Source organism: Rhizobium sp. CSW-27, assembly GCF_018760785.1.
Lineage (GTDB): Bacteria > Pseudomonadota > Alphaproteobacteria > Rhizobiales > Rhizobiaceae > Neorhizobium.
In genome coordinates, this window is record NZ_JAHHZO010000046.1 from 1 (window position 1) to 2,710 (window position 2,710).

The following is a 2,710-nucleotide window of genomic DNA, read 5'->3' on the forward strand; positions in this document are numbered from 1 at the left end:
TTTCGCCAGTCGATTTAACGGACTTAATGAAATCGACTTTAAAAGCGAACGAAAAACAATTGCAAAAACAAATCGATTTTTAGCAACATGAATTTAAATTTTGGAAATAGTGTACATATTAATATTACTGAACAAAAATGATATATTTAAACTATTCTAATTTAGGAGGATTTTTTTATGAAGTGTCTATTTAAAAATTTGGGGAATTTATATGAGGTGAAAGAATAATTTACCCCTATAAACTTTAGTCACCTCAAGTAAAGAGGTAAAATTGTTTAGTTTATATAAAAAATTTAAAGGTTTGTTTTATAGCGTTTTATTTTGGCTTTGTATTCTTTCATTTTTTAGTGTATTAAATGAAATGGTTTTAAATGTTTCTTTACCTGATATTGCAAATCATTTTAATACTACTCCTGGAATTACAAACTGGGTAAACACTGCATATATGTTAACTTTTTCGATAGGAACAGCAGTATATGGAAAATTATCTGATTATATAAATATAAAAAAATTGTTAATTATTGGTATTAGTTTGAGCTGTCTTGGTTCATTGATTGCTTTTATTGGTCACAATCACTTTTTTATTTTGATTTTTGGTAGGTTAGTACAAGGAGTAGGATCTGCTGCATTCCCTTCACTGATTATGGTGGTTGTAGCTAGAAATATTACAAGAAAAAAACAAGGCAAAGCCTTTGGTTTTATAGGATCAATTGTAGCTTTAGGTGAAGGGTTAGGTCCTTCAATAGGGGGAATAATAGCACATTATATTCATTGGTCTTACCTACTTATACTTCCTATGATTACAATAGTAACTATACCTTTTCTTATTAAAGTAATGGTACCTGGTAAATCAACAAAAAATACATTAGATATCGTAGGTATTGTTTTAATGTCTATAAGTATTATATGTTTTATGTTATTTACGACAAATTATAATTGGACTTTTTTAATACTCTTCACAATCTTTTTTGTGATTTTTATTAAACATATTTCAAGAGTTTCTAACCCTTTTATTAATCCTAAACTAGGGAAAAACATTCCGTTTATGCTTGGTTTGTTTTCTGGTGGGCTAATATTTTCTATAGTAGCTGGTTTTATATCAATGGTGCCTTATATGATGAAAACTATTTATCATGTAAATGTAGCGACAATAGGTAATAGTGTTATTTTTCCTGGAACCATGAGTGTTATTGTTTTTGGTTATTTTGGTGGTTTTTTAGTGGATAGAAAAGGATCATTATTTGTTTTTATTTTAGGATCATTGTCTATCTCTATAAGTTTTTTAACTATTGCATTTTTTGTTGAGTTTAGTATGTGGTTGACTACTTTTATGTTTATATTTGTTATGGGCGGATTATCTTTTACTAAAACAGTTATATCAAAAATAGTATCAAGTAGTCTTTCTGAAGAAGAAGTTGCTTCTGGAATGAGTTTGCTAAATTTCACAAGTTTTTTATCAGAGGGAACAGGTATAGCAATTGTAGGAGGTTTATTGTCACTACAATTGATTAATCGTAAACTAGTTCTGGAATTTATAAATTATTCTTCTGGAGTGTATAGTAATATTCTTGTAGCCATGGCTATCCTTATTATTTTATGTTGTCTTTTGACGATTATTGTATTTAAACGTTCTGAAAAGCAGTTTGAATAGTTATATTATATTTGGGTTTAGAACTATGAGTGGCTAGCATTTTGCCACTCATTTTTTGCGTTAGCAAAAACAGGTTTAAGCCTCGCAGAGCACACGTATTAACGACTTATTAAAAATAAGTCTAGTGTGTTATTAGACTTAAACTATTAAATACACATGAAACCTTTGTGCTTAGGAGTGATTTTTATATGTCTTATTCCATTGTTAGAGTTTCAAAAGTTAAATCTGGAACAAATACAACGGGCATACAAAAACATGTTCAAAGAGAAAATAATAATTATGAAAATGAAGATATAGACCATAGTAAAACTTACTTAAATTATGATTTGGTAAATGCTAATAAACAGAATTTTAATAACTTGATTGATGAAAAAATCGAACAGAATTATACAGGCAAAAGAAAAATTAGAACAGACGCGATTAAACACATTGATGGTTTAATTACATCAGACAATGATTTCTTTGATAATCAAACGCCAGAAGATACAAAGCAGTTTTTTGAATATGCTAAAGAGTTTTTAGAACAAGAATACGGTAAAGATAATTTATTATATGCAACAGTTCACATGGACGAAAAAACACCACATATGCATTATGGCGTTGTTCCAATAACTGATGATGGTCGTTTAAGTGCTAAAGAAGTTGTAGGTAATAAAAAAGCTTTAACAGCGTTTCAAGATAGATTTAATGAGCATGTTAAACAACGAGGATATGATTTAGAACGTGGGCAATCAAGACAAGTAACAAATGCTAAACATGAGCAAATAAGTCAGTATAAACAAAAAACAGAATATCATAAGCAAGAATATGAACGTGAGAGCCAAAAAACAGACCATATAAAGCAAAAGAACGATAAATTAATGCAAGAGTACCAAAAATCGTTAAATACGCTTAAAAAGCCTATAAATGTTCCGTATGAGCAAGAAACTGAAAAAGTAGGTGGTTTATTTAGCAAAGAAATACAAGAAACTGGAAATGTTGTAATAAGCCAAAAAGATTTCAATGAATTTCAGAAACAGATAAAAGCTGCTCAAGATATTTCGGAAGATTACGAGTATA

At 28.9% G+C, this 2,710-nt stretch carries 2 protein-coding genes; both read left to right on the forward strand.

The genetic code is table 11. From position 1 onward, the window contains the following. Positions 1-271: 271 nt before the first annotated feature. On the forward strand, positions 272-1,651 hold the full coding sequence (tet(K), locus tag KLP42_RS27455) for a tetracycline efflux MFS transporter Tet(K) (RefSeq protein WP_000492283.1): 1,380 nt from the start codon (positions 272-274) through the stop codon (positions 1,649-1,651). A 188-nt stretch (positions 1,652-1,839) separates the two neighbouring features. Then, positions 1,840-2,710, forward strand: an 871-nt coding sequence (gene mobV, locus KLP42_RS27460; RefSeq protein WP_210143911.1) for a MobV family relaxase, incomplete at its 3' end; no start/stop codon positions are given.